The 26,119-nt window shown below is 40.4% G+C and carries 28 protein-coding genes; 27 read left to right on the forward strand and 1 reads right to left on the reverse strand.

The window, feature by feature from the left end; genetic code table 11:
* Positions 1-2 precede the first annotated feature (2 nt).
* The 24 genes from infB to SK608_RS02435 all read left to right on the forward strand — a co-directional run bounded on the left by infB (position 3) and on the right by SK608_RS02435 (position 24,601).
* Positions 3-2,804 carry a translation initiation factor IF-2 gene (gene infB, locus SK608_RS02325; RefSeq protein ID WP_033676257.1) on the forward strand — a complete coding sequence of 934 codons (2,802 nt, stop codon included), beginning with the start codon at positions 3-5 and terminating at the stop codon, positions 2,802-2,804.
* A gap of 165 nt (positions 2,805-2,969) precedes the next feature.
* Entirely contained in the window at positions 2,970-3,320 is a 351-nt protein-coding gene (gene rbfA / locus SK608_RS02330; RefSeq protein WP_001273601.1) for a 30S ribosome-binding factor RbfA, read from the forward strand.
* A gap of 170 nt (positions 3,321-3,490) precedes the next feature.
* Entirely contained in the window at positions 3,491-3,994 is a 504-nt protein-coding gene (locus SK608_RS02335) for a hypothetical protein (RefSeq protein ID WP_033676259.1), read from the forward strand.
* Positions 3,995-4,145: 151 nt separating this feature from the next.
* Positions 4,146-4,571, forward strand: coding sequence for a C1 domain-containing protein (locus SK608_RS10545; protein WP_235202146.1), 426 nt, complete (start codon positions 4,146-4,148; stop codon positions 4,569-4,571).
* A gap of 13 nt (positions 4,572-4,584) precedes the next feature.
* The gene (locus SK608_RS02345) at positions 4,585-5,694 is read left to right on the forward strand and encodes an SPFH domain-containing protein (protein ID WP_033676262.1); all 1,110 of its coding nucleotides are present in this window, start codon (positions 4,585-4,587) and stop codon (positions 5,692-5,694) included.
* A 261-nt stretch (positions 5,695-5,955) separates the two neighbouring features.
* Positions 5,956-6,735, forward strand: a complete 780-nt coding sequence (locus SK608_RS02350; protein ID WP_033676263.1) for a hypothetical protein — start codon at positions 5,956-5,958, stop codon at positions 6,733-6,735.
* Position 6,736: 1 nt separating this feature from the next.
* Entirely contained in the window at positions 6,737-6,919 is a 183-nt protein-coding gene (locus SK608_RS02355; RefSeq protein ID WP_033676265.1) for a hypothetical protein, read from the forward strand.
* A gap of 265 nt (positions 6,920-7,184) precedes the next feature.
* A complete protein-coding gene (locus tag SK608_RS02365; RefSeq protein ID WP_000368734.1) occupies positions 7,185-7,418 on the forward strand; it encodes a DUF1858 domain-containing protein in 234 nt (77 codons plus the stop codon).
* Positions 7,418-8,752: a DUF438 domain-containing protein gene (locus tag SK608_RS02370; RefSeq protein WP_033676270.1), complete on the forward strand. Its 1,335-nt coding sequence runs from the start codon at positions 7,418-7,420 to the stop codon at positions 8,750-8,752. Before SK608_RS02365 ends, SK608_RS02370 begins: the two co-directional genes overlap by 1 nt.
* A 9-nt stretch (positions 8,753-8,761) precedes the next feature.
* Complete coding sequence (locus tag SK608_RS02375; RefSeq protein ID WP_000119706.1) at positions 8,762-9,016, forward strand: DUF1912 family protein; 255 nt, start codon at positions 8,762-8,764, stop codon at positions 9,014-9,016.
* 95 nt (positions 9,017-9,111) lie between these two features.
* Complete coding sequence (locus SK608_RS02380) at positions 9,112-9,507, forward strand: helix-hairpin-helix domain-containing protein (protein ID WP_000038631.1); 396 nt, start codon at positions 9,112-9,114, stop codon at positions 9,505-9,507.
* 284 nt (positions 9,508-9,791) lie between these two features.
* Positions 9,792-10,370, forward strand: a complete 579-nt coding sequence (locus tag SK608_RS02385) for a flavin reductase family protein (protein WP_033676275.1) — start codon at positions 9,792-9,794, stop codon at positions 10,368-10,370.
* The gene (locus SK608_RS02390) at positions 10,357-10,917 is read left to right on the forward strand and encodes a GNAT family N-acetyltransferase (protein WP_033676277.1); all 561 of its coding nucleotides are present in this window, start codon (positions 10,357-10,359) and stop codon (positions 10,915-10,917) included. The genes SK608_RS02385 and SK608_RS02390 overlap by 14 nt, the downstream gene beginning before the upstream one ends.
* Positions 10,917-11,495: an AAA family ATPase gene (locus tag SK608_RS02395; protein ID WP_033676279.1), complete on the forward strand. Its 579-nt coding sequence runs from the start codon at positions 10,917-10,919 to the stop codon at positions 11,493-11,495. Before SK608_RS02390 ends, SK608_RS02395 begins: the two co-directional genes overlap by 1 nt.
* Before the next feature lie 243 nt (positions 11,496-11,738).
* Complete coding sequence (locus SK608_RS02400; RefSeq protein ID WP_033676281.1) at positions 11,739-12,980, forward strand: helix-hairpin-helix domain-containing protein; 1,242 nt, start codon at positions 11,739-11,741, stop codon at positions 12,978-12,980.
* 31 nt (positions 12,981-13,011) lie between these two features.
* A complete protein-coding gene (locus tag SK608_RS02405) occupies positions 13,012-14,013 on the forward strand; it encodes a virulence RhuM family protein (protein WP_033676283.1) in 1,002 nt (333 codons plus the stop codon).
* A 126-nt stretch (positions 14,014-14,139) separates the two neighbouring features.
* A complete protein-coding gene (locus tag SK608_RS02410; RefSeq protein ID WP_033676285.1) occupies positions 14,140-16,791 on the forward strand; it encodes a valine--tRNA ligase in 2,652 nt (883 codons plus the stop codon).
* A gap of 69 nt (positions 16,792-16,860) precedes the next feature.
* Positions 16,861-17,616, forward strand: a complete 756-nt coding sequence (locus tag SK608_RS02415) for a protein NO VEIN domain-containing protein (RefSeq protein WP_033676287.1) — start codon at positions 16,861-16,863, stop codon at positions 17,614-17,616.
* Positions 17,617-17,635: 19 nt separating this feature from the next.
* Complete coding sequence (locus tag SK608_RS10550; RefSeq protein ID WP_200872041.1) at positions 17,636-17,797, forward strand: hypothetical protein; 162 nt, start codon at positions 17,636-17,638, stop codon at positions 17,795-17,797.
* Between the two features lie 102 nt (positions 17,798-17,899).
* Positions 17,900-20,578 carry a TOTE conflict system archaeo-eukaryotic primase domain-containing protein gene (locus SK608_RS02420; RefSeq protein WP_033676289.1) on the forward strand — a complete coding sequence of 893 codons (2,679 nt, stop codon included), beginning with the start codon at positions 17,900-17,902 and terminating at the stop codon, positions 20,576-20,578.
* A 37-nt stretch (positions 20,579-20,615) separates the two neighbouring features.
* Positions 20,616-20,777 (forward strand): hypothetical protein, encoded by a 162-nt coding sequence (locus SK608_RS10555; RefSeq protein WP_000664346.1) that lies wholly within the window; start codon positions 20,616-20,618, stop codon positions 20,775-20,777.
* Between the two features lie 199 nt (positions 20,778-20,976).
* Positions 20,977-21,564 (forward strand): DNA-directed RNA polymerase subunit delta, encoded by a 588-nt coding sequence (gene rpoE, locus SK608_RS02425; RefSeq protein WP_031227756.1) that lies wholly within the window; start codon positions 20,977-20,979, stop codon positions 21,562-21,564.
* A gap of 236 nt (positions 21,565-21,800) precedes the next feature.
* Complete coding sequence (locus SK608_RS02430) at positions 21,801-23,408, forward strand: CTP synthase (protein ID WP_033676292.1); 1,608 nt, start codon at positions 21,801-21,803, stop codon at positions 23,406-23,408.
* Between the two features lie 119 nt (positions 23,409-23,527).
* Positions 23,528-24,601: an N-acetylmuramoyl-L-alanine amidase family protein gene (locus SK608_RS02435; protein ID WP_033676294.1), complete on the forward strand. Its 1,074-nt coding sequence runs from the start codon at positions 23,528-23,530 to the stop codon at positions 24,599-24,601.
* A 24-nt stretch (positions 24,602-24,625) separates the two neighbouring features.
* On the opposite strand, the gene SK608_RS11890 is transcribed toward SK608_RS02435, so the two are convergent.
* Positions 24,626-24,757 (reverse strand): hypothetical protein, encoded by a 132-nt coding sequence (locus tag SK608_RS11890; RefSeq protein WP_033676296.1) that lies wholly within the window; start codon positions 24,755-24,757, stop codon positions 24,626-24,628.
* A gap of 93 nt (positions 24,758-24,850) precedes the next feature.
* Here SK608_RS11890 and SK608_RS02445 point away from each other — a divergent pair, with 93 nt between their 5' ends.
* From SK608_RS02445 to ytpR, 3 genes are read left to right on the forward strand one after another with little or no spacing between them, the layout of a single operon-like run.
* Positions 24,851-25,150, forward strand: coding sequence for a DUF4651 domain-containing protein (locus SK608_RS02445; protein WP_033676298.1), 300 nt, complete (start codon positions 24,851-24,853; stop codon positions 25,148-25,150).
* Complete coding sequence (locus SK608_RS02450) at positions 25,147-25,464, forward strand: thioredoxin family protein (RefSeq protein WP_000615777.1); 318 nt, start codon at positions 25,147-25,149, stop codon at positions 25,462-25,464. The genes SK608_RS02445 and SK608_RS02450 overlap by 4 nt, the downstream gene beginning before the upstream one ends.
* Positions 25,465-25,479: 15 nt before the next feature.
* Positions 25,480-26,106: a YtpR family tRNA-binding protein gene (ytpR, locus tag SK608_RS02455; RefSeq protein ID WP_033676300.1), complete on the forward strand. Its 627-nt coding sequence runs from the start codon at positions 25,480-25,482 to the stop codon at positions 26,104-26,106.
* Positions 26,107-26,119 lie beyond the last annotated feature (13 nt).

Here is a 26,119-nt window from a genome sequence, read left to right on the forward strand (position 1 = left end):
ATTTGTCTAAGAAAAGATTGTACGAAATCGCAAAAGAACTTGGAAAAGAAAGTAAAGAAGTTGTAGCGCGTGCAAAAGAGTTGGGCTTGGATGTGAAAAGCCACTCATCAAGTGTGGAAGAAGCTGTCGCTGCAAAAATCGCTGCCAGCTTTAAGCCTGCAGCTGCTCCGAAATCCGAAGCAAAACCTGCAGCACCAAAAGCAAGTGCAGAAAAGAAAGCCGAGCAATCTGAACCAGCTAAACCAGCTGTAGCTAAGGAAGAGGCAAAATCTGCTGAGCCAGTCGCTCCAAAGGCAGAAAAAGTAGCAGCTAAACCGCAAAGCCGTAATTTCAAGGCTGAGCGTGAAGCCCGTGCCAAAGAGCAGGCAGAACGACGCAAGCAAAATAAGGGCAATAACCGTGACCAGCAACAAAACGGCAACCGTCAGAAAAACGACGTCCGTAATGGTGGAAAACAAGGTCAAGGAAACCGCGACAATCGTCGCTTTAATGACCAAGCTAAGAAACAGCAAGGTCAGCAAAATCGTGGAAACGATCGTCGTCAGCAAGAGGACAAACGTCCAAATCAAGCGGTTCCACGTGTTGACTTTAAAGCCCGTGCAGCGGCCCTAAAAGCAGAGCAAAATGCAGAATATGCCCGTTCAAGTGAGGAACGTTTCAAGCAGACTCAGGCTGCCAAAGAAGCCTTGGCCCAAGCAAACAAACGCAAGGAACCAGAGGAAATCTTTGAAGAAGTGGCTAAGTTAGCTGAACAAGCGCAACAAGAACAGCAAGTTCAAGCAGTGGTTGAAGTCGTCCCTGAGAAAACAGAACCTGCAGTGGATACACGTCGTAAAAAACAAGCTCGACCAGACAAAAATCGTGACGATTATGATCACGAAGAAGATGGTCCTAGAAAACAACAAAAGAATCGAAGTAGTCAAAATCAAGTGAGAAATCAAAAGAATAGTAACTGGAATAATAACAAAAAGAACAAAAAAGGCAATAACAAGAACAACCGCAATCAGACTCCAAAACCTGTTACGGAGCGTAAATTCCATGAATTGCCAACAGAATTTGAATATACAGATGGTATGACCGTTGCGGAAATCGCAAAACGTATCAAACGTGAACCAGCTGAAATCGTTAAGAAACTTTTCATGATGGGTGTCATGGCCACACAAAACCAATCCTTGGATGGGGAAACAATTGAACTCCTCATGGTGGATTATGGTATCGAAGCCAAACAAAAAGTTGAAGTGGATAATGCCGACATCGAACGTTTCTTTGTAGAAGATGGTTATCTCAATGAAGATGAATTGGTTGAGCGTCCACCAGTTGTAACTATCATGGGACACGTTGACCACGGTAAAACAACACTCCTAGATACCCTTCGTAACTCTCGTGTTGCGACAGGTGAAGCGGGTGGTATCACTCAGCATATCGGTGCCTACCAAATCGTGGAAAATGGCAAGAAGATTACCTTCCTTGATACACCAGGACACGCGGCCTTTACATCTATGCGTGCGCGTGGTGCTTCTGTTACCGATATTACTATCTTGGTTGTAGCGGCAGATGACGGGGTTATGCCTCAGACAATCGAAGCCATTAACCACTCAAAAGCAGCCAACGTTCCAATTATCGTAGCTATTAACAAGATTGATAAACCAGGTGCCAACCCAGAACGCGTTATCGGTGAATTGGCAGAGCATGGTGTTATGTCAACAGCTTGGGGCGGAGATTCTGAATTTGTTGAAATTTCAGCTAAATTCAACCAAAACATCGAAGAATTGTTGGAAACAGTCCTTCTTGTAGCTGAAATCCAAGAACTCAAGGCAGACCCAACAGTGCGTGCGATCGGTACCGTTATCGAAGCTCGCTTGGATAAAGGAAAAGGTGCGGTCGCAACTCTTCTTGTTCAACAAGGTACCTTGAATGTTCAAGACCCAATTGTTGTCGGAAATACCTTCGGTCGTGTCCGTGCTATGACCAACGACCTTGGTCGTCGTGTTAAAGTTGCTGGACCATCAACACCAGTTTCAATCACAGGTCTGAACGAAGCTCCGATGGCGGGTGACCACTTTGCCGTTTACGAAGATGAAAAATCTGCGCGTGCAGCAGGTGAAGAACGTGCCAAACGTGCCCTTATGAAACAACGTCAAGCTACCCAACGTGTCAGCCTTGAAAACCTCTTTGATACCCTTAAAGCTGGTGAACTCAAGTCAGTTAACGTTATCATTAAGGCTGACGTACAAGGTTCTGTTGAAGCCCTTTCTGCCTCACTTCAAAAGATTGACGTGGAAGGTGTCAAAGTCACCATCGTCCACTCAGCAGTTGGTGCTATCAATGAATCTGACGTGACCCTTGCCGAAGCTTCAAATGCCTTTATCGTTGGTTTCAATGTACGCCCTACACCACAAGCTCGTCAACAAGCAGAAGCTGACGATGTGGAAATCCGTCTTCACAGCATTATCTACAAGGTTATCGAAGAGATGGAAGAAGCCATGAAAGGGATGCTTGATCCAGAATTCGAAGAAAAAGTTATCGGTGAAGCAGTTATTCGTGAAACCTTCAAGGTGTCTAAAGTGGGAACTATCGGTGGATTCATGGTTATCAACGGTAAGGTTACCCGTGACTCTAAAGTCCGTGTTATCCGTGATGGTGTCGTTATCTATGACGGTGAACTTGCAAGCTTGAAACACTACAAAGACGACGTCAAAGAAGTTATAAACGGTCGTGAAGGTGGATTGATGATCGATGGCTACAATGACATCAAGATGGATGATGTGATTGAGGCCTATGTCATGGAAGAAATCAAACGATAATAGAGAAACGATAGCTCATTTGACTCGTCGTCAACATCGCCTTGATGAACTTCAGTTCTATCTAAGGCTTGTTTCCTAGATTCAAATGGCTCTAGCTCCTCTATCTAATAGAAATAGCTAGGTCTGCTGGCCTAGCTATTGGTTCAAAGTAGAGAAAGGAATATCATGGCAAATCATTTCCGTACGGACCGTGTGGGCATGGAAATCAAGCGTGAAGTCAATGAGATTTTGCAAAAGAAAGTCCGTGATCCGCGTGTCCAAGGCGTGACCATCACAGATGTTCAGATGCTAGGTGACTTGTCTGTTGCCAAGGTTTACTACACCATTTTGAGTAATCTTGCTTCGGATAACCAGAAAGCTCAAATCGGGCTTGAAAAAGCAACTGGTACTATCAAACGTGAACTTGGTCGCAATTTGAAATTGTACAAAATCCCAGATTTGACCTTCGTCAAAGACGAGTCCATCGAATATGGAAACAAGATTGACGAGATGCTACGCAATCTGGATAAGAACTAAGAAGAGGGGCAACCCTCTTTTTTGGTGGAGAAAATAGGTGGAATTTGAAATGGAAAAATATTCTTTTAAAAAAGGGATTCTGTATTTTTTAATGTTTATCTAATTAGAAAATGCTTTTTTTTTTAGGAAATATGATATGATGATTTCATAAATAAAAGGAGATTCTATCAATGAATAATATAAAAAAAGTTTGTCGTTTAGCTTTGCTATGTCTTTCCGTCTCTACCCTAGTTGCTTGTAGTTCTCTTTCTGAAAAAACAAGTAGCTCTTCTAGTGAGAATCAAACAGAAGCTTCATCTAGTAGTTCTGAAAAGAAAGGATTGTTTGCTAAAGCAAAAGAAAAACTCAATTCAAGCGATTTTAACCCACAAGATGTTAGCGATGCGACAATTGAGTCTATAAAAACCTATGAAGATTACTTGATTATGAATGAGAAAATAATCGATAATTACTATACAGAAGCAGACGAAGCCTTTAAAGGAACTGTTTTAGAAGATAGCGCTGCTATCCAAGAACTAAAAGATAGCACTAAAAAAGAAATGGAAGATTTGAAAAAACAATATGGTCCACTAAAGAAAGCACCGATTCAAGGGAAAGAAGAAGTGATTAAGACTCTAAAAGATTATCGTGATAATCTACATGAACAAGTGGAGCAGTGGAAAGCTAGTCTTTAATAGGAAGAGTGGAGTTCAATATGGATTATCAATTATTGCCACATGAATACATGGTTATGAATAGTGACCATGTGAGTTTTGGGAAAAATGGTTTGTCTACAGATGAATTAATTTTAACGAATCTACACTTAATATATATCAAAAAAGGTTTATGGGGAGGAAAAAAGACCAAGTTACCATTCCCATTAACCAGATTAAAATTTTTGAAGGGAAACCTCAAGTTTCAGTAACCAAAACCAATGGTGTGAAACGACTGGAAATTTATTATAATGGCGGACAAGCTATCTTTGCATTTAATAATACTAAGGATACTGACAAGTGGGCTAGAAACATTATTAAATTGATTTCAGGTGATACAAGTAATTTTGAAACCTTGGGAGATAGTAGCTTGTTTGGAGCAGATGTTTTGGCAGAAACATTTAAGGATACATTTGACACTTTTAAAGCAGGGCTTGGGATTAAGGATGCAGAGCCAAAAAAGATTTCAACCAAGTGTAGCTTTTGTGGAGCACCTTTGTCAGGTCAAGTGAAGCAAACAGTGAGATGTGCCTATTGTGATATGGAGCAGAGTTTATAAGGGGGCAAATTAAATGGGGTTGATAAAAGCAATCACAGATTCTATTGGTGGGACATTTGCAGATCAGTGGAAAGAAATTATCACAGTTCATGCTTTTGATGAACATACAGCTGTAAGTCCAGGTATTGTTCAAGAAAGTAATAATGGTAGGGGTGTCAATACGAAGGGATCTGTAGGTGTTATTTCGAATGGATCCAAGATTTTTATTCCAGAAAATACTGCTGCCTTTATCTTTAGTCAATCTGGTATCGAGGAAATTATTACAGAACCAGGTGGATATGAATACCAAAATGGTGAGAGCAGTATTTTTAACGGTGATGGATTGAAAAAGTCACTGTTTGACAATGTTGTTAATCGTGTTGGATTCGGTGGTCAAAGTGATCAGCAAAAACAGATTTGTTTTGTTAATTTGAGAGAAATTCGTGATATTAAATTTGGGACTCGCGGTCCAGTCATGTATAATGATTTGTTTTATGGGACAGATTTAGAAGTACGTGCTTTTGGAACATTTTCTATCCAAATTACAGATGCTAAGCAATTTATCAGAAATTTTCTTCCTGCCAATGTGACTTATTATACCTTTGATAGCGCTCAAGCTAGATCACAAATAGTAACAGAATTTCTTCAATCTTTTATTGTTGCACTTAATTCCTTGTCAACAATTTATCGTATTTCACAATTACCTTCACAAGCTGCAGTTCTTGCGGAACAAGTATCAAATGATGGACAGTATGCAGGGACTTGGAAAGAACGTTTTGGATTTGAGATTGTAAAAGTTGCCATTGCTAATATTGAGTTCTCACCAGAATCTAAGGAACTGGTTAAACAATTTTCATCAAATAAGATGAATTTAAAAGCTTATGATGATGTATCGCAGAAATCTTCTAATATTGCAGCACAACAAAAAATTGCATCAGGAGTGGAGCAACATGGTCTAGGTGATAGTGCTGGAATGATATTTGGAATGAATATGGCTCAAAGTTTAGATGAAAAAGCCATGAAACCAAGTCTATCATTAGATGAGCAAATCGAAGCACTTACAAAACTAAAATCTCTTTTAGATGCAGGGATATTATCCCAGGAAGAATTTGATCGAAAGAAAAAAGAAATTATGGATTTATAAAATGAAACTCGAAAGCTCATAGTTAGTGTGTATTCAAGGAACATTTTAGGTGAAACAATAATAGACTATCGTTCACAGATAGAATATCATGTTGTAAAGGTAGGAGTGGAATATTCGAGCTGTTTCTACAAAGACTATTAAAGTTCTTTAACAAATAAGTTGCTAAGGATTTTTTGAAAATTTTTGAGGGGAATTTGAAACATACTTTAAAAGAGTATGCTATCATAGAATATAACTTACAGAAGTAAAAGGAGTTTGTATATGGCTGAACAAGACTTAGCTATGCAAGTATTGCAACAAGTGGTAAAACTACCAGTTGTTAAGGTTGATCGTTCGAAATTTTTAGTGGATAAGTTTTCCAAAGAATTGGATCCACAGGACATTCCTACCTTATTAGAACAAGGCCCAACGTCTCTCTTATCTCAAGAAACTTTAGATCGAGTGGCTAATGCCTGCATTAGGGATAATGTTTTATTGGCGAGTGGAACCTCTGTTTTGGCAGGATTACCAGGTGGACTTGCCATGGCAATTACCATACCAGCGGATGTAGCTCAATTTTATGGTTTCTCTCTGAAATTGGCTCAAGAATTAGGTTATATTTATGGTTATGAAGATCTTTGGGCTTCACGCGATGAGTTGAGTGAAGATGCTCAAAATACCCTCTTGCTTTATCTAGGTGTCATGTTGGGGGTAAATGGAACCGCTGCCTTGCTACGTGCAGGTGGTATAACAATTGCCAAACAGGTAATGAAAACAGTACCTAATAAAGCTTTAACAAAGACGCTTTGGTACCCTATTTTGAAAAAAGTCTTAAGAATATTTGGTGTGAATCTTACCAAGGGAGGGCTGGCCAAAGGAATGGGAAAATTCATTCCTATCTTGGGTGGTATCATTTCAGGTGGTTTAACCTTTGCAACTATGAAACCAATGGGTGAAAGCTTGCAGAAAGAATTATCCAAACTAGTCAATTATAGTGAAGTTCAATATCAAGAAGATGTTGAAACAATCCGAAAAGAGGCTGAAATAATCGAGGGTGAGTGAGATGAATCCTATCAAAGCTTTTGCTAAAATTTACGGGAATTACTTTTTGACCATGCAAGGTGTAAAAGTAATGAAAACGATAAAGAAAGATGACAATGTTGTTGTCGGTCTGGGGAAATTATTTATTGCAGACAAGCTAATGGATACGGCTCGGTGGATCATCAAGCCAGAGGATAGAGAATGAAATTTTTCTGGGGACTTCTTGCCATTATTTTTATCAAACCGATTATTGGAATTGTGAAATTCTTTTGGATGATCATCTCTTTTGCAGTCCAATTGCTGTTTTACAAGCTATTATTTAAAATATTGGATTGGTTCTTTAAACTTATTTAGATGGTAATCCAAGTCTCAGAGAACTAGTAAGTCTTGTACTGCTAGTTTTTTAATCTCTTTCCATATGGTATAATATAAGCAGTAAAATCATTTTAGAAGATTCAATGGAGGTCGTCATGGACAATATCATCGATGTGTCAATTCCTGTTGCAGAAGTGGTGGACAAGCATCCAGAAGTCTTGGAAATTTTAGTGGAGTTGGGTTTTAAACCCCTTGCCAATCCCTTAATGCGTAATACTATCGGTCGCAAAGTATCGCTCAAACAGGGTTCTAAGCTTGAAGGAACTCCTATGGACAAGATTGTCCGCACACTGGAAGCGAATGGCTACGAAGTGATTGGATTAGACTAATGGCAGATGAACGAATTCATGTCCTGCGGGATATTTTGTTAGAATTGCATAATGGCGCCTCTCCTGAGTCGGTTCAGGAGCGTTTTGATGCTACCTTTACAGGTGTTTCAGCCATAGAGATTTCCCTTATGGAGCACGAGCTGATGAACTCAGACTCAGGTGTCACCTTTGAAGATGTTATGGAACTCTGTGATGTCCATGCTAATCTTTTTAAAAATGCAGTAAAGGGCGTCGAAGTAGAGGATACCGAGCATCCTGGTCACCCAGTTCGAGTCTTTAAGGAAGAAAATCTGGCCCTCCGTGCAGCTTTGATTCGCATTCGGAGATTGTTAGATACCTATGAGTCCATGGAAGATGAAGAAATGCTGGCGGAGATGCGCAAGGGTTTGGTCCGTCAGATGGGACTTGTGGGGCAATTTGACATCCACTACCAGCGCAAGGAAGAGCTCTTTTTCTCCATCATGGAGCGCTATGGACACGATTCACCTCCAAAAGTGATGTGGGGAGTGGATGACCAGATTAGGGAACTCTTTCAAACAGCTCTAATGACAGCCAAGTCACTACCAGAAGTGCCGATTAGCACTGTAAAAGAAGCTTTTGAAGCTTTTGCGACAGAGTTTGAAAGTATGATTTTCAAGGAAGAGTCTATCCTCCTTATGATTCTCCTTGAGTCCTTTACTCAGGATGACTGGCTTCAGATTGCGGAAGAGAGCGACGCCTATGGCTATGCTATTATCCGTCCATCTGAGAAATGGGTGCCAGAACGCCAGAGTTTTGTTGAGGAAAAGAGTTCAGAGGAGCCTGTACAGCTAGATACGGCAGAGGGTCAAGTTCAGCAGGTAATTGATACGCCAGAAGGTCAGTTTACCATTACCTTTACCCCTAAGGAAAAGGAAACAGTGCTGGACCGCCATAGTCAACAGGCTTTTGGGAATGGCTATCTTTCAGTCGAGCAGGCTAATCTCATTCTCAATCACCTCCCTATGGAGATTACCTTTGTCAATAAAGACGATATTTTCCAGTATTACAATGACAATGCGCCAGCTGATGAGATGATTTTCAAACGGACACCGTCCCAAGTCGGGCGTAATGTTGAACTTTGCCATCCGCCTAAGTACTTGGACAAGGTCAAGACTATCATGAAGGGACTTCGTGAGGGGACCAAGGATAAGTATGAAATGTGGTTCAAATCTGAGTCACGAGGCAAGTTTGTCCACATCACTTACGCAGCGGTGTACGATGAAAACGGAGAATTCCAAGGTGTGCTGGAGTACGTTCAGGATATTCAACCCTACCGTGAGATTGATACGGACTATTTCCGTGGATTAGAATAAGGAGAAAAAATGAGTTACGAACAAGAATTTATGAAGGAATTTGAAGCTTGGGTTAATACCCAAATCATGATCAACGACATGGCGCATAAGGAAAGTCAAAAAGTATACGAAGAAGACCAAGACGAGCGTGCCAAAGATGCCATGATTCGCTACGAAAGCCGCTTGGATGCTTATCAATTCTTACTTGGTAAGTTTGAAAACTTCAAAGCAGGCAAGGGATTCCATGATTTGCCAGATGGCTTGTTTGGTGAGCGAAATTATTAAACGAGAAAGATTCTTGATTTTTTACTAAAATCTTGATAGAATATTTATATTAAATCCTTGTCAGAGCAGGGGTTTTTTATTGAAAGGATTTTATCATGTCAAAGAAACTCAATCGTAAAAAACAATTACGAAATAGCCTCCGTCGTGCAGGTGCTTTTTCAAGTACTGTGACTAAGGTTGTAGAAGAGACAAAGAAAGTCGTGAAACGTGCAGAGCAGTCAGCGAGCGAAGCTGGTAAGGCTGTTTCTAAAAAGGTTGAACAAGCAGTAGAAGCTACCAAAGAGCAAGCTCAAAAAGTAGCCAATTCTGTAGAAGATTTTGCAGCAAACTTGGGTGGACTTCCACTTGACCGTGCCAAAACTTTCTATGATGAAGGAATCAAGTCTGCGTCAGATTTTAAAAACTGGACTGAAAAAGAACTCCTTGCCTTGAAAGGAATCGGACCAGCTACCATCAAGAAATTGAAAGAAAATGGCATCAAGTTCAAGTAATCTTTCTTGTGCCTTGCATTTCCGAAAAAATCTTGCTACAATAGAGCCATTAGAGGTGTTTTGAATCCCGCATTTTACAGAAAGTGGCGGTGCTGAGAAGTCCACAAATGTGTCAAAACTGGTTGCTAATGGATGAAAAATTGAAATAAAAGTGTCTTTTTGTTTTAAAGACGAGAGTTGCGGGCAACTGCCCGAAATTGGGTGGTACCGCGGATAAATACATTCGTCCCTGTCATGTAGATGGCAGGGGCTTTTCTTTTGTGTCTTAGTCAAAGGAGGTTGTTATGAAACAATCTTTTAAAACAAGTAAACTCTATTATGGTTTTCCTATCTTCATTTTGGGGTATCAGGATCAGAATTTTGGACACAATATTACGACCTGTAGCTCCTCTTATAGCTTGGGAGATTGGCTAGTCATTGGTGTCGGAGCTGAGGAAAATGCGGCTGAGCAGATTAAGCATTACCAGAAGTTTACTGTGAATATCCCTGATGAAAATCTCATGCTCGAGATGGAGCAGGCTGGTTTTATCAGTCATAGAGAGAAATTGAAACACCTGGGGCTAGACTACGAGATTTCTGAACGGACTCAGGCACCGATTTTAGAGGTTTGTCCAGTCGTGTTAGAATGTCAAGTTGATAGAATTATCGAGGAAGATGGAATCTGTCACATCTTTGCCAAGATTATCGAGCGACTGGCTAATCCTGAACTCTTGGATGATAAGGGACATTTTAAAAATGATCGTTTTTCACCGACTTACTTTATGGGGGACGGTCACCAGCGCGTTTATCGCTATTTAGATAACCGTGTTGACCCTATGGGGAGCTTCATCAAGAAAGCGAGGACGAAGGATGTCAAGAGCTGAATTACCAGAACGATTAGAAATCGAACGTCTCGTTTTACGAGTCCGGACAGTCGCTGATGCTGAGGATATCTTTGATTATGCTAGTCGTCCAGAAGTTTCTTACCCAGCAGGTTTTCCACCTGTCAAGACCTTGGAAGATGAGATTTATTATCTGGAGCATATCCTTCCTGAGCGTAATCAAAAGGAAAATCTCCCAGCAGGCTACGGGATTGTTGTCAAAGGAACCGATAAAGTCATTGGTTCTGTTGATTTCAACCATCGCCATGCGGATGATGTGCTAGAGCTTGGCTATACTTTGCATCCAGATTATTGGGGTCGAGGCTATGTACCAGAAGCAGTGCGTACTTTGATTGACTTAGGATTTAAAGAACTGGAGCTTCATAAGATTGAGCTGACTTGCCTTGGTTACAATCTCCAAAGTAAACGAGTCGCAGAAAAACTTGGATTTACCCTCGAAGCTCGTATCCGAGACCGTAAAGATGTTCAAGGAAATCGCTGTGACAGTCTGATATATGGTTTGCTGAGAAGTGAGTGGGAGGTAATTTGATGCATCTTTTCATCATTGGTGCTCCGGCGTCAGGAAAAATGACTATTGGTCAAGAGTTATCTCGACTGACAGATGCTACCCTCTTTTATAACCATCAAGCCATCGATTTTGCATTAGAAATCTATCAGGATTATACAGAGGAGATGTGGGAATTTGTTCGTGGAATCACCTTTTCTTTCCTTGGAGCAAGTGCAAGAAATCAGCGATCAGTAATTTTAACAGACGTAATTGATTTTTCAAATCAGTACCAGCTGATGTATTTGAAGCAAATTCAGGATTTGTTGGATGACTATCATCAAGAGATTCTGTTTGTTGAGTTGGAAACAAGTCTTGAGGAGCGCTTACATCGAAATCGAACGGAGAATCGATTAATGCACAAACCCTTAAAACGACATATTGAGGTATCTGAAAGAGAAATTTTAGATACAGCTGAAACCCTTCAATTAAATTCCCAACATCAACCGAATGAGTTGCACCACTACTTTAAAATAAATAATACGAGTTTGACTGCAAAAGAAGCTGCTAAGCAGATTCAAGATAAAATGAATACAATAGAGAAAGGACACACACATATCTAAACAACTTCATGAAGACGTTCTCAAGACTCAAGAAGTTCAAAAGTCTCAACCTTTTTCGTTCGTGATTCTACCACCAAACGTAACTAGAAAACTCTACCTTAATCACACCTAGGGTACAACCTTCAAAGCAAATGAATCACAAAGAAGCTGAGATTTACCATTAAAACCTGTATTCGAGGCTGTAAGAATATTCAATACAGTTGAGATAGGACCTATTGAAGAATGAGTTAGAGGAGAAAATAGATGGCTAAAAAGAAAAATAGAAAAAAAGAATTAAAACGCCAGCAAAAGTTGGATATCAAAGTTATTTCTGAAGAAGAGGCTGCTTGGACAGAAATCATGGCCAAAAATCCAACTTTTGTAGAACGTCGTACCATTCAAAATTTCGATGAACTACATACAGCAGTGATGCAATATGCTGATGAACACGGAGAGTATCCAGATGTTCAGCTAATCAATTACCAACTGAAAAATAGGACTTTTGATTGGAATCAGGATCATGCCATATTTAGAGAAGCTATGCATACTCCGAATACACAGAAGCGAAATAAACTGTTAAAGCAAGTTTTAAAAATAAATCCAGATTATTTTGCTGCTGATTTTCATTTATTCTTATCAGAAGTTGAAGATTTTGATTTGTCAACTTTTAAAAAAGTATTGGATTTTGAAGTTCTAGTTTTAGAAAAATGGAAAATGAATGGATACAATAGTTGGAATTATTTTGAAGCCCGCCCTATCCTGTCTGCTCTGATGTTTCTGATTGAGTATCATATGAAGGAGAACTTCAATTCTAAGGCTATAGAATTGATTAACCTATATTTGAGTAAGCGACCAGACCGTTTTCCTCCTAATTTTGTCTTCTGTATGCTTTCCTTGTATCATATTACTGGTCAGGAACTAAAGGTTGAGCGTTTCTATCGTGAAGAATTGAATAAAGGGAAACGGGATGATACGATTCTTATTCATGCCATCATCTCTGCTTTTTCTCAAGGAAAAATTGAGGAAGCAAGTCAGCTATTTGCAAAATTAGTGGAAATCAATGATGAAGCTGTTGAATTCTTTATAGAGGAAGATTGGCAATTCAAAGTTATAGATATAGAAGATCAAGAATGCTATTGTCCAAATTCAGTTGAATCGCTACAAGCTAGTTTGTATCCTCTGTTTGATTATTTACTAGAAAATATTATTTTAACAAAATTTCTAACAAACGAGGCCAAGAAGTTCTGTCGTAAACCAGTATTTTCGAATCATTCCAGTATGATAAGAAATTTATCCAAGGTAAACGACTGGTACGCCTTTATGAGCGAGGAAAAAATGAAGGGAATTCGGATGGATTTTGTTCACATCTTTGTTGAAAATGGGATTCGTAGGTCTTCAGATTTCAAAAAATGGACTGAAAAAGAAGTTCTTGCTTTGAAGGGGATTGGTCCCGTAACCGTTAAAAAGCTGAAAGAAAACGGCATAAAGTTTAAGAAAGAGAAGTAATTGTTTATGGAAGGGGGGAGGTGAAATTGTCTTGAATGAAATTTCTAATTTCATCCTGTATACTACACCAAATGGCGACGTTCAGCTAGATATCCTTTTACAAGATGAAAATCTTTGGTTGACTCAAAAAGGTCTTGCAGAGCTCTTTGGAGTTGAACGAAGTGTCATTACAAAGCACTTAAAAAACATTTATGATAGTGGTGAGTTGGATAAGGTGTCAACTTGTGCAAAATTTGCACAGGTTCAACAAGAGGGGAATAGAGCTGTTCGGCGTGAACTTGAATATTACAATCTGGATGCTATCATTTCAGTTGGCTATCGCGTAAATTCCAGCAAGGCTACTCAATTTAGAATTTGGGCAACCAAGACCTTGAAAGAATTTATCATCAAAGGTTTTGTTTTAGATGATGAACGCTTGAAACAAGGACAGACAGTTTTCGGACAAGATTATTTCCGTGAACTTTTAGAACGAATTCGCTCTATTCGTTCTAGCGAGCGCCGAATCTATCAACAAATTACGGATATCTTTGCCGAATGTGCCATAGATTATGATCGAAACTCAGATATTACTAAAAATTTCTATGCTATGGTGCAAAATAAATTTCATTATGCAATTACTGGAAGTACTGCTGCAGAAATTATCTATCAACAAGCCGATGCTAGTAAAGAAAAAATGGGATTAACTTCTTGGAAGAATGCACCTGATGGACGAGTGCTCAAATCAGATGTAACTGTAGCCAAAAATTATTTGCAAGAAAAAGAAATTCGACAACTAGAGCGAACTGTTACAGCCTATTTTGATTATATCGAGGGTTTGGTTGAGCGCCGTAATACGTTTACAATGCGAGGATTGGCAGATAGTATTGATCGTTTTCTATCTTTTAATGAGTACGAAATTTTAGAAGGAAAAGGAAGTATTTCCAAGAAACAAGCAGACTCAAAAGCCATCCAGGAGTATGAAAAATTTAACCGAACTCAAAAAATTCTATCGGACTTTGATAAACATATTATGAAGATAACGAGAGAAAGTTAATGTAAAATTTTTATACAGTTTCTTTTTTGCTAATAGAAGATACTGAAAAAATCAGATGTGCTGAATCAAAGCCTATCTTCTACATACTAATTTTATTTAAAGATATTAACTAGAAAGGACAAACACATGTCTAAAGAACTTTCACCTAAATACAATCCAGCCGAGGTTGAGGCTGGTCGTTACCAAAAATGGCTTGATGCGGATGTTTTCAAGCCTTCAGGCGATCAAAAGGCTAAGCCTTATTCAATCGTGATTCCACCTCCAAATGTAACTGGTAAGCTTCACCTTGGTCACGCTTGGGATACGACTTTGCAGGATATTATCATCCGTCAAAAACGCATGCAAGGTTTTGATACGCTTTGGCTTCCAGGGATGGACCACGCGGGGATTGCGACTCAGGCTAAGGTTGAGGAGCGCTTGCGTGGTGAGGGTATTACTCGTTACGACCTGGGTCGTGAGAAATTCCTCGATAAGGTCTGGGAATGGAAAGACGAATATGCCACTACTATCAAGGAACAATGGGGCAAGATGGGGCTCTCTGTCGACTACTCTCGCGAGCGTTTCACTCTTGACGAAGGTTTGTCAAAAGCTGTTCGCAAGGTCTTCGTGGACCTTTACAAGAAAGGTTGGATCTACCGTGGTGAGTTTATCATTAACTGGGACCCAGCTGCTCGTACAGCTCTTTCTGATATTGAGGTGATTCACAAAGATGTCGAAGGTGCCTTCTACCACATGAATTACATGCTGGAAGACGGCTCACGCGCCCTTGAAGTTGCGACAACTCGTCCTGAGACCATGTTTGGGGACGTTGCGGTTGCGGTCAATCCAGAAGACCCACGCTATAAGGACTTGATTGGTAAAAACGTCATCCTTCCAATCGCTAATAAATTAATCCCAATTGTTGGAGATGAGCATGCTGATCCTGAGTTTGGTACAGGTGTCGTGAAAATCACACCTGCCCATGATCCAAATGACTTCTTGGTTGGTCAACGTCACAACTTGCCACAAGTCAACGTCATGAACGACGACGGAACTATGAATGAGCTTGCCTTTGAATTTGCAGGCATGGACCGTTTTGAAGCTCGTAAGGCAGTCGTTGCTAAGCTGGAAGAAATAGGTGCTCTTGTCAAAATCGAAAAACTTGTTCACAGTGTTGGCCACTCAGAACGTACAGGTGTCGTGGTTGAGCCACGCTTGTCTACTCAATGGTTCGTCAAGATGGACCAATTGGCCAAAAATGCTATTGCCAACCAAGACACAGATGACAAGGTAGAATTCTACCCACCTCGTTTCAACGATACCTTCCTTCAATGGATGGAAAATGTTCACGACTGGGTAATCTCTCGTCAGCTCTGGTGGGGTCACCAAATCCCTGCTTGGTACAATGCAGAGGGTGAAATATATGTCGGCGAAGAAGCTCCAGAAGGTGACGGTTGGACTCAGGACGAAGATGTCTTGGATACGTGGTTCAGTTCGGCTCTTTGGCCATTCTCTACCATGGGCTGGCCGGATGTCGACTCAGAAGACTTCAAACGTTATTATCCAACATCAACTTTGGTGACTGGTTATGATATTATCCCGTTCTGGGTATCTCGAATGATTTTCCAAGGTTTGGAATTTACTGGCAAGTCGCCATTTAAAAATGCCTTGATTCATGGTCTCATTCGTGATGAGCAAGGACGCAAGATGTCCAAATCTCTCGGTAACGGGATTGATCCAATGGATGTTATTGATAAGTACGGAACAGATAGCCTTCGTTGGTTCCTTTCAAACGGTTCTGCACCAGGGCAAGACGTGCGTTTCTCTTACGAGAAAATGGATGCTTCATGGAACTTCATTAACAAGATCTGGAACATCTCGCGCTACATCCTCATGAACAATGAAGGATTGACCCTTGAGCAAGCAACTGCCAATGTGGAAAAAGTTGCCAATAAGGAAGCTGGAAATGTCACAGACCGCTGGATTCTCCACAACCTCAATGAAACCATCGGCAAAGCTACTGCCAACTTTGACAAGTTTGAATTTGGTGTGGCTGGGCACATCCTCTACAACTTCATCTGGGATGAGTTCGCGGACTGGTACGTTGAGTTGACCAAGGAAGTCCTTTACAGCGATAATGAAGAAGAGAAAGTCATCACACGTTCTGTCCTTCTTTATACTTTGGACAAGATCCTTCGCCTTCTCCACCCAATCATGCCATTCGTGACAGAGGAAATCTTTGGACAAATCTCAGAAGGCTCTATCGTGACAGCAGAATACCCAACTGTCAATCCAGCCTTTGAAGATCTTGTTGCTCACACTGGTGTGGAAAGCCTCAAAGACTTGATCCGTGCCGTTCGTAATGCGCGTGCGGAAGTAAACGTAGCACCAAGCAAACCTATCACTATCCTTGTTAAGACTAGCGATAGCGACTTGGAAGCCTTCTTTAACAGCAATGTCAACTACATCAAACGTTTCACAAATCCAGAACACTTGGAAATCGCATCAACCATCCCTGCACCTGAACTCGCTATGTCAAGCGTCATCACCGGAGCAGAAATCTACTTGCCTCTCGCAGACCTCCTCAATGTCGAAGAAGAACGGGCTCGTCTCGACAAGGAACTGGCCAAATGGCAAAAAGAACTGGATATGGTTGGTAAGAAACTCTCTAACGAACGCTTCGTAGCCAACGCCAAACCAGAAGTCGTCCAAAAAGAACGCGACAAACAAGCCGACTACCAAGCTAAATATGATGCGACCGTCGCACGTATTGATGAGATGAAGAAACTCGTGAAATAAACACAGAAACACGGTGATGAGCCGTGTTTTTTGGTATAATGAAATCAATATCTATTGATGGAGAAAGTGATGTCTAAGCACCCGCATTATGAATTGTTAAATTTAATTGGCTACGGTCTTGCCAAGTTTGACAAGCTTTTTATAAAAGAATTTCAATGCTCTAGCAAGTCGGAGTTTTATCGCTATATGGTTTCTCTGGGAATTGCTGAAACAACTGGAGTTGTAAAAAATAGAATGGATTTATTTGATCCTTATTTTGACAATAATCGAAAAGGTTGGTGGCAGAAAGCTGAAGTTTACCGTTTTCGTAAAGATTTAATTGATATGATGTTTGGAAATGAAGATGTTCATAGTTATGCTGAAATCGTTAAAATGCTACTTGCCAGTGAAGGGAAGCAAATGGGTATTACAACTATTGAAAAGCCAATCATTCGAACCAAATTCAAACGTCTACAGGAAACTGGGATGGAGGCAGAGAATTATTTTATCCTTCATTTTGATAAAGAAGAAAAATTTCAAGGTGGACTATTGACTGATGCCCGTCTTTATGGTGATGGATATGATTTCCAAGTAGATGTCCAAGAGCATTCTTACCTTGCCGAAGTAAAAGGTATCCGAAAATCTAAGGGGCGTGTGCGTTTGACTGCCAACGAATTTGAGAAAGCCAAAGAGTTTCAATCAGATTTTATTTTATCTCTAGTCACCAATCTAGATGATATTCCAAAGTTAGTGTTAATCGATAATCCTTTAAAACATTTTGAGTTTAAAAAGAATATTATAAAAAATGAAATCATTGAATATAGAAGCTTAGAAGATTTGTATTAGTTCCCCTTAAGTGTTCCAGTTGAAAGAACGAGAAGTCTTGACAGGTCAACGGCTCAATGAACTGGAAATCAAAGGTATTGGCTTGACCAAGTTTAAAAATGGGGAAATCGGTATTGAATTTATCTGGATCGATACCGAACCCCCGCCAAGTGATGCCATCGGCCGAGTAGCAAAGAAATAAAAGTTTTCAAAGCTATTGTAACAAATAAGGGATTTTATTTTCGTGTACAACTTCAGCTATTCTTGTTATAATCAGCCTATAGGAATCAAGGAGGTGATTGTTATGGCTATTTTTGTGTCTTTGGATGGAATTGTGGTAGAAGTACTTGATGTCTTTTCTTCTTTTAATGGGGATAGTGAGTTTTTCTTGTGTAAACGTCTTAAAGACAAGAGTCAGTTTGTTATGGAACGCTCTCGGTTCGAGGAGATGTTCCAACTTCAAAGTAGTCACTTGACGACGCAAGAAAAATTACAATTGTTTACCTCCGTGTTTGCTGGCCGTTATGATGTTTATGCTAAGAGTTTTATCAATGATCAAGGAAAAATTCAATATTTTCCATCCTATGATTATGGTTGGAAGCAGTTGCCACCTGAAAAACGGAGTTTCCAGACATTGACGGATTCCGTTTTGAAATCTCATTTTCGTGGGGAGACAGCTATCGGTATCTTTCCTATGCACTTAGATGATAGCTGTTATTTTTTGGTACTGGATTTGGATGAAAGAGATTGGAAAGAAGCCGGTTTAGCCATTCGAAGAATAGCCAGGGAACGCCAGATGGAAGCCCATCTAGAGATTTCTCGTTCGGGTCACGGACTCCATATTTGGTTCTTCTTTGAGGAAGCGATTCCGAGTCGAGAGGCTCGCTTGTTTGGAAAGAAACTGTTAGAACTGGCAATGCAGGAAAGTATGCAACTGTCCTTTGATTCTTTTGATCGCATGTTTCCAAATCAGGATGTTCTTCCTAAAGGTGGATTTGGTAATTTGATTGCCCTTCCTTTTCAAGGAGAAGCTTATCATCAAGGGCGAACGGTCTTTGTGGATGAACATTTTCAGCCTTATGAAGACCAATGGAGGTATCTACAAGAAATTCAGAGGGTTTCAACTGCTAAAGTGGCACTGTTAATCCAAGAGGAGTTAGTCAAGCAAGAATTGGATAAGGAGTTGAAGATCGTCTTATCCAATATGATCCAACTTGAAAAATCGTCTGTGACACCCAAGACACTGTTTTTCTTGAAAAATATGGCTTCATTTTCTAATCCCGAATTTTATTTAAAGCAGGCTATGCGACAGCCAACCTATCAAATTCCTGAGCGAATGTATTTATTTGGAGAATCCGATCATTATTTATGGCTGCCAAGAGGCTTGCTGTATCCATTGCAAGATAAATTTAAGCAGGTATCTGTGGAAGATAGGAGAAAGGTACAAAGGTCTATTAGAGTGGAATTTAAGGGAGCACTCACTTTTGAGCAAGAGTTAGCCCTGTCAGATATGATTTCCAAAGAAAATGGTTTACTCCATGCGGAGACTGGTTTTGGGAAGACCGTTTTAGGTGCTGCTCTCATCTCTGAACGTAAGACAAAAACAATTATTCTAGTCCATAATAAGCAACTCTTAGATCAATGGCTAGATCGCTTAAACTGCTTTTTGACTTTCGAAGAGGAAGAAGCTACCCGTTATACGCCATCAGGTCGTGAAAGGGCAATAGGCTATGTCGGGCAGTACGGTGGGACTAAGAAATGGCTGAGTGAACTGGTTGATGTCGTTATGATCCAATCTCTATTTAAGTTGGAAAATAGCCAAAGTCTTTTGGATAAGTATGAGATGATGATTGTGGATGAGTGTCATCACGTGTCTGCCTTGATGTTTGAAAAAGTTGTGGCACAGTTTAGAGGGAAGTATCTTTACGGTTTGACGGCTACGCCTGAACGCAAGAATGGTCATGAACCTATTGTTTTTCAGAGAATTGGTGAGATACTTCATACTGCTGGTAAGAGGGAGACATCTTTTAAACGGCAATTGCAATTAAGATTCACTTCTTTTGGTCATCTGGAAATTGAAAAGACTAAAGCAAGTAATTTTATACAGCTTAGTGATTGGATTGCTACTGACTCAGTGAGGAATCAGATGATTCTCAAGGATATTCTAGACCAAGTGGCAGAAGGGCGGAATATCTTGGTTCTAGTCAATCGAATTCAACAGATAGATGTCTTTGAAAAGTTATTGAAAGAGAAAGAGGTTGATGACTGTTATATTATTAGCGGAAAAACCAAAGTCCGAGAGAGAACAAGTTTACTGGAGATATTAGAACAGCTAGATAAAGGGTTTGTATTGTTGTCAACTGGAAAATACATTGGTGAAGGTTTTGACTTACCTCAGTTGGACACGCTTATCTTGGCAGCGCCCTTTTCTTGGAAAAATAATTTGATTCAGTATGCAGGTCGGATTCATCGAAACTACAAGAATAAGTCCTTGGTACGGATTTTCGATTATGTGGATATTCATGTTCCTTATTTAGAAAAGATGTTTCAGAAACGACAAGTAGCTTATCGAAAGATGGATTATCGTGCCATTGAGGGTGAGGAGAAACAATTCGTTTATGTTGATAGTAGATATGAGAATGTGCTGAGGGAGGACTTAGCAGGGGAAAGACAGCAGTGTATGCTTATTTTACCTTATGTGCACCAGACAAAACTGATGAATTTTCTAAAAGAATTTAGGATTAGTCAAATTGAGATATGTATACCAGAGACGGTTGCAAATAAAGCATGGCTAGACCAGTTGAAGAGCAAGAAAATTAAAGTATCTTTTACTCAATCAAAAATAGTCACGCCTATTCTTTTGGTAAACAAGACCATTGTTTGGTATGGTGCAATGCCATTATTAGGGAAGGTAGATGAAATAACCATATTACGTTTGGAATCAGCTTGTATAGTTTCTGAAATAGTGGCAGGTTTACGATAGAGAAAATTTTTAAAAATTTCTATGTATGATTTTCATTTTGAAAGAACGAGAAGTCTTGACAGGTCAACGACTCAATGAACTGGAAATCAACGGTATTCGTTTGACTAAGTTTAAAAATGGGGAAATCGGTATTGAATTTATCTGGATTGATACTGAAAATCCACCCAGCGATGCCATCGGCTGGGTAGCAAAGAAATAAAAAACCGTTTTAGACTAATTTCCACTTCGGCAAGGCAAGTGGAAGTTACTTTAAGAAGTTACGAATAAAAAGTCCTATTACTTTCTCCCCCTTAACCTTTGACTATTCCGTAAAATTATCGTAAAATAAAGAGTAAATGATAAAATGAGGTCAGAGTCTGTTTGCTCTGGCGATAGTAGTATAAATGAGGAGAAACGCTTTGGAATTAGAAGTATTTGCTGGGCAAGAAAAAAGTGAACTATCTATGATTGAGGTAGCGCGTGCTATCTTGGAACTTCGTGGTCGCGATCATGAGATGCATTTTAGCGATCTTGTAAACGAAATTCAAAACTACCTTGGAACATCAAACAGCGATATCCGTGAAGCCTTGCCTTTGTTCTACACAGAGTTGAACTTTGACGGTAGCTTCATCTCACTTGGAGACAACAAATGGGGGCTTCGTTCATGGTATGGTGTGGACGAAATCGACGAAGAAATCATCGCTCTTGAAGAAAATGACGACGATGAAGTAGCACCAAAAGCTAAGAAAAAACGCGTCAATGCCTTCATGGATGGCGATTCAGATGCCATTGACTACAATGCAGATGATCCAGAAGACGAAGATGCATACGAAGCAGATCCTGCTCTTTCATACGATGATGAAAATCCAGATGATGAGAAAAACGAAGTGGAAGCTTATGATGCAGAAATCAACGAAATCGCCCCAGATGACTTGGGTGAAGACGTGGATCTCAACGAAGAAGACGACGAGTTTTCAGACGATGATTCTGAAAACATCGAGGAATAAAAGTTAGCTATTGACAATTATCCTATTTTTAGGTATCATATTGTTCGGGCACCTCTTTTAGAGGTCGGAGCTCCCTAGTTCTTAGGGAGCTATTTTTGTTTTTTCAAGAAGTTATCTTCTTGTATTTTAGTTGTGAATCTGGTGCAGTCGTCCCAGATTATTCTTATTAGTAGGGTCTTGTTTCCTATGTCCCCTCGTAGTTAACAAGGTCTTGAGCATTTTAGAAAGAGGAATCTATGTCTACGAAATATATTTTTGTAACTGGTGGTGTGGTATCGTCTATTGGGAAAGGGATTGTGGCAGCAAGTCTGGGCCGTCTCTTGAAAAATCGTGGTCTTAAAGTAACCATTCAAAAGTTTGACCCTTATATCAATATTGATCCGGGAACTATGAGTCCTTACCAGCACGGGGAAGTTTTTGTGACAGATGATGGAGCTGAGACAGATTTGGACTTGGGTCACTATGAACGTTTCATCGATATCAATCTCAACAAATATTCCAACGTGACAACTGGTAAAATTTACAGTGAAGTTCTGCGTAAGGAACGCCGTGGAGAATACCTTGGGGCAACTGTTCAGGTTATTCCTCATATCACAGATGCTTTGAAAGAAAAAATCAAGCGTGCCGCTCTAACGACTGACTCTGATGTCATTATCACAGAGGTCGGTGGAACCGTTGGGGATATCGAGTCCTTGCCATTCCTAGAGGCCCTTCGTCAGATGAAGGCAGATGTGGGTGCGGATAATGTTATGTACATCCATACAACCTTGCTTCCTTACCTCAAGGCAGCTGGTGAAATGAAAACCAAACCAACTCAACACTCTGTAAAAGAATTGCGTGGCTTGGGAATCCAGCCAAATATGTTGGTTATTCGTACAGAAGAGCCAGCTGGTCAAGGAATTAAAAACAAACTAGCCCAGTTCTGTGATGTGGCACCAGAAGCCGTTATCGAATCGTTGGATGTTGAACACCTTTACCAAATTCCATTGAACTTGCAGGCGCAAGGTATGGACCAAATTGTCTGTGATCATTTGAAACTAGACGCACCAGCAGCGGATATGACAGAATGGTCAGCCATGGTGGACAAGGTCATGAACCTGAAAAAACAAGTCAAGATTTCCCTTGTTGGTAAGTATGTGGAGTTGCAAGATGCCTACATCTCAGTGGTCGAAGCCTTGAAACACTCTGGTTATGCCAACGACGCAGAAGTTAAGATCAATTGGATCAATGCCAATGATGTGACAGCAGAGAATGTGGTAGAGCTTTTGTCTGATGCGGATGGAATCATCGTACCAGGTGGTTTTGGCCAACGTGGTACTGAAGGGAAAATCCAAGCTATCCGCTATGCGCGTGAAAATGATGTTCCAATGTTGGGTGTCTGCTTGGGAATGCAGTTGACTTGTATCGAGTTTGCTCGTCACGTTTTAGGACTCGAAGGTGCTAATTCTGCAGAGCTTGCACCAGAAACAAAATACCCTATCATTGATATCATGCGTGATCAGATTGACGTTGAGGATATGGGCGGAACCCTTCGTTTGGGGCTTTATCCATCTAAGTTGAAACGTGGCTCTAAGGCAGCAGCTGCTTATCACAATCAAGAAGTGGTGCAACGCCGTCACCGTCACCGTTATGAGTTTAACAATGCCTTCCGTGAGCAGTTTGAGGCAGCAGGCTTTGTCTTCTCAGGTGTTTCTCCAGACAATCGTTTGGTAGAAATCGTGGAAATCCCTGAAAATAAATTCTTTGTAGCTTGTCAGTATCACCCTGAACTTTCAAGCCGTCCAAATCGCCCAGAAGAACTCTACACTGCCTTTATCACTGCAGCGGTTGAGAATAGTAATTAGCAAAATCAGAACCTTTGAGACCAATCTCAGAGGTTTTTTGCTTGCATATTTAGGATATAATTTGCAAAATAAAAACATAGTGATATAATTAACATAAAAAGGACTAAGGAGGATTTACAATGAAAAAAATCACACTATTTGGTTTGTCTCTAGCAGGTCTAGCTTTGCTTGTTTCACCTCATTCAGGGCAGGCATTTGAGCTTAAAGAAGAATGGGTTGTTAAGTGTGGAGTGCAGTATCAAGATGGCAAGATTCTTCAGTTTAACAATGGTCATGAAGTGGATATCAAAGTCTTGGATTTGCCAAAAACCGAGAAAATCGAGTGGACGGTTAGTCTCAATGGTCAAGATCAGACTGTCAATTTCCTAGGTCAAGAAAAGGACAAGTCTATGATTGGTATAGAGGGGCGTTACCTGAATTTCTATGTTCCATATGGCTATAGGGGAGATATCAAGGTCGAGGCTAAGAGCGGAAACGAAGTGAAGATCTGGTCAACGAAAGTTGTGGATGATATTCATAATGATAGTGGAAAGAGAGGTTACTACCGTATTGAAGAATCAAATGATCAATACACCTACCTCGATGCTAAATGGGATTATCAAACCAAGACTTACACTGCCACCCTACCAGAGACTGTCAATGGTCAAAAAGTCTTTGCTTGGGCAGACTATGACAATGGCGAGTTGAAACTTGAAAAACTAAAATCTATCAGTCACAAATATGATGGAGGATCTTTCAAAGAACTTTATCCGATTGTAAAAGCAGAAAGTTGGCTAAAATCAAACCAAAACTGGTACTATCAAAAACAAGGTCAATTAGTGCAGAAGGATTGGGTTTATGACAAGGGAACTTGGTACTTTATGAATGATAAAGGAGTCATGTTCAATCAAACTTGGCTCTATCAAGGTGGTAACTGGTATGCCTTTAAATCATCAGGAGCCATGATTGCTAGTGACTGGCTTTACGACCAAGGCAAGTGGTACTATTTATCAACTTCAGGAGCCATGAAAGCAAGCACTTGGGTTTATGACAAGGGAGAATGGTATTATGTAAGTTCTTCTGGTGCCATGATTGCGAATGATTGGGTCAAAGACAATGGTAAGTGGTATTATCTAGCTTCATCAGGTAAGATGCTTCGCAATACCTACACACCTGATGGTTACTACGTTGGCAACTCAGGTGCTTGGCAATAAGAATAATACTCTTCGAAAATCTCTTCAAACCACGTCAGCTTCATCCACAACCCCAAAACGCTGTTTTGAGCTGATTTCGTCAGTTCTATCTACAACCTCAAAGCAGTGCTTTGAGCAACCTGCGGCTAGCTTCCTAGTTTGCTCTTTGATTTTCATTGAGTATAAGAAGTCCTTTTCCTTAAAGGAAGGGGCTTTTTACTTGCTTTTTTGCTGTTTCCTCATTTGTCCTAAAGCCTTTTTTGTGTTAAAATGAATGGTATGAAAGCTAAAAAAATGTGGATGGCAGGTCTGGCTCTGCTTGGTATTGGGAGCCTTGCCCTTGCTACGAAAAAAGTTGCAGATGACCGCAAGCTCATGAAGACTCAGGAAGAGTTGGCAGAGATTGTGCGAGACCATTTTTCAGACATGGGGGAAATCGCGGCCCTCTATGTTCAAGTCTATGAAAGCAGTCTAGAGAGCTTGGTTGGTGGCGTCATTTTTGAGGATGGCCGTCATTATACCTTTGTCTATGAAAATGAGGACCTGGTCTATGAGGAGGAAGTCTTATGATACAACCAGCAAGTTTAGAAGAATTGGCATCTTTAGTAGAAAAAGATGGCAAGAAAGTCTTCCTTTTTGTGGCGGACTGGTGTGGCGATTGTCGTTATATCTATCCTGCCTTGCCAGAGATTGAGGAGACTAATCCAGAGTTCACCTTTATTCGAGTGGACCGAGACCAGTATATGGATTTGGCCAAACTCTGGGATGTATATGGAATCCCTAGCCTTGTTGTTCTAGAAAAAGACAAGGAAATTGGTCGTTTTGTTAATCGCGATCGTAAAAGTAAGCAACAAATTAACGACTTTTTAGCAGGACTGAAATAGGAGAAAAGAGAAACAATGATTTTTACATATAACAAAGAACATGTCGGTGATGTCCTTATGGTCATCGTGAAAAACAGTGGAGATGCCAAACTGGATGTGGAGCGCAAAGGCAAGGTAGCTCGTGTTTTCCTCAAAGACAATGGGGAAACAGTGGCGTGGAATGTTTTCGAAGTTTCAAGTTTATTTGAAATTGCAGAGCGTGGTCAAGTTTTTTTATCAGATGAGCAAGTCGCTCGTTTGAACCAAGAATTACAGGCGGAAGGCTTTACAGAAGAAATTGTCAATGACAAGGAACCTAAGTTTGTTGTTGGTGAGATTGTCGAGATGGTAGCCCATCCAGATAGTGACCACCTCAACATCTGCCAAGTTGCAGTATCAAGTGACAAGACTGTACAAATCGTTGCAGGAGCACCCAATGCGCGTGTGGGGTTGAAAACCATTGTGGCTCTTCCTGGAGCTATGATGCCCAAAGGCAATCTTATTTTCCCAGGCGAACTTCGTGGTGAAAAGAGTTTTGGTATGATGTGCAGCCCTCGTGAATTGCATCTGCCAAATGCTCCGCAAAAACGTGGTATTATTGAATTATCAGAAGACCAAGTTGTCGGAACACCATTCGACCCAGCTAAGCACTGGACTGCCTAGGAAGTTGTCAGTA

It is taken from the genome of Streptococcus mitis subsp. hohhotensis (assembly GCF_000722775.1).
GTDB lineage: Bacteria > Bacillota > Bacilli > Lactobacillales > Streptococcaceae > Streptococcus > Streptococcus carlssonii.